Source organism: Mycobacterium sp. TH-M82, from assembly GCF_057473605.1.
Window position 1 is genome coordinate 1 of sequence record NZ_JBYCKY010000272.1, and the last position, 2,098, is coordinate 2,098.

Consider the following 2,098-nt stretch of genomic DNA (forward strand, 5'->3'; position numbering starts at 1 on the left):
CGGCGCTGGCATCGAATGTTTTGCAGCGGCCGTCGGCAGCCATCACCCTGGCCTTGGTGAAGTTGATCGCCAGCGCCGGCGACAGGATGACGTTGACGCCGCCGGCCAGCGCCAGCGTGCATTCCCCGTCCCGCAGGCTGCGGCACGCCAGGTCGACGGCGACTAACGACGACGAACAGGCGGTGTCGATGGCCATGCTCGGCCCGTGGAAGTCGAACACGTAGGAGAGCCGGTTGGCGGCGATGCTCAACGCGTTCCCGGTGCCGGTGTAGGCGTCGACCAGCTGCGGCTGACCCATCCGCAGGTATCCGTAGTCGTTGGTGGCGATGCCGACGAACACCCCGGTGCGGCTGCCGGTCAGCCGGTCCGGCACCTGCCCGGCGTCTTCCAGCGCCTCCCATGCCACCTCCAGCAACAGCCGCTGTTGCGGGTCCATCTGCGCCGACTCGCGCGGCGAGATGCCGAAGAATCGATAGTCGAAGCAGTCGATCCGCTCCAGGAAACCGCCGCGGCGGCTGACCGCGGTACCCGGCACCGACGGATCCGGGCTGTAGAAGGCATCGGCGTCCCAGCGGTCCGACGGTACGTCGCCGGTCGCATCCACACCCTCGGCCAGCAGCCGCCAGAAGGCCGCCGGCCCGTCGGCACCCGGAAACCGGCAGCCGATGCCCACGATCGCGATCGGCTCGTCGGCGACGGCCGAGTGGTCGTCGGCCGGGGCGGCCGGTACCGGCGCGGCGTCTCCGGCCAGATGGTCCGAGAGAATGTCGATGGTGGGATATTCGTAGGCCAGCGTGGGCGAGAGGTCACGCCCGAGCCACGCCTCCAGCGCTGTCGTCAGCCGGACCGCGTGAATGGAGTCCAGCCCGTAGAAGGCGAACGGACGAGACGGATCGATCTCGGCTGCCGGCAGTTCGAGTTCGGAAGAAAGCTGGGCGATCAGCCAGTCCGCGATCTGCGCGGCATCGGGCCCGCCCTGTTCCGGCGGAACTCGGGGGGCTGGCGCGGCCGGCTGAGCCTTCGGCGCTTTCGGCTGTGACTTCAGCGGCGCACGCCACTCGGTGACCACCGGAAGCTCCCCGTCAAGGAACCGCCGGCGGCAGGCGCTGCGCGCGATCTTGCCGCTCGACGTGGTCGGCAGCGCCAGCGGCTCCACCAGCACCACGGCGTGGGCCCGGAGCTCGTGGCGCTCGGTGACCGCCGTCCGGACGCTCTGGATGATCTCGGCGAGCTCAGCCGCGCTGACCTGACTGTGGTTCACCTCCTGGGCGACGACGAGTTCTTCGGCGGCGTCCGGCTCCGGTGCCACCGAGAAGACCGCGCCCCGGCCGGGCATCAGCGCCGGGTGGCAGTCCTGGACGGTGAGCTCGATGTCGTTGGGGTAGTGATTGGTGCCGCGGATGATGATGAGGTCCTTGCGGCGCCCGGTGACGAACAGCTCGCCGGCGCGCAGAAAGCCCAGGTCCCCGGTGCGCAGGAACGGGCCTGCACCGGCATCGGACGGCCCGGCCAGATAAGCGGCGAACGCCTCCTCGGACAGTTCCGGCGCTCCCCAGTAGCCCTGCGCGACGCTCGGCCCGCCGACCCAGATCTCGCCGACCCCGTCCGGTGGACAAACACGGCCCGTCTCCGGATCGACGATGACGACCCGCTGACCGCCCTGTGGCCGGCCGCAGCCGACCAGCGGTGCGGCGCTGGGATGTTCCAGCTCGCTCTCAGTGACGTCCACGACCCGGTTCTGGCCTAACGCGACACGGTCGATGTGCCGCACCACCGGCACCGGCGAGTCCGACCCACCCGAAACCAGCAGCGTCGCCTCCGCCAGCCCGTACACCGGAAGAAACGCCTGCGGGGAGAATCGGGCCGGGGCGAAGGCGTCGGCGAAGTCCTGCAGGGTCGCGGTGCGCACCGGCTCGGCGCCGCACAGCGCCGCCGACCATCCGGACAGGTCGAGCTCCGCGCGCTGTTCGGGCGTGCTGAGTTCGACGCACAGGTCGTAGGCGAAGTTGGGTGCGGCGCTGATGTCGGCGCGATGCCGCGACATCGCTTCCAGCCAGCGCATCGGAGCCTTGATGAACGCATTCGGCGGCATCAGGAC

At 70.2% G+C, this 2,098-nt stretch carries 1 protein-coding gene; it reads right to left on the reverse strand.

Going from position 1 to position 2,098, the window contains the following annotated elements; all coding sequences use genetic code 11:
* Positions 1-2,062, reverse strand: a 2,062-nt coding sequence (locus tag AC2VON_RS08575; RefSeq protein ID WP_486952563.1) for a beta-ketoacyl synthase N-terminal-like domain-containing protein, incomplete at its 3' end; no start/stop codon positions are given.
* Positions 2,063-2,098 lie beyond the last annotated feature (36 nt).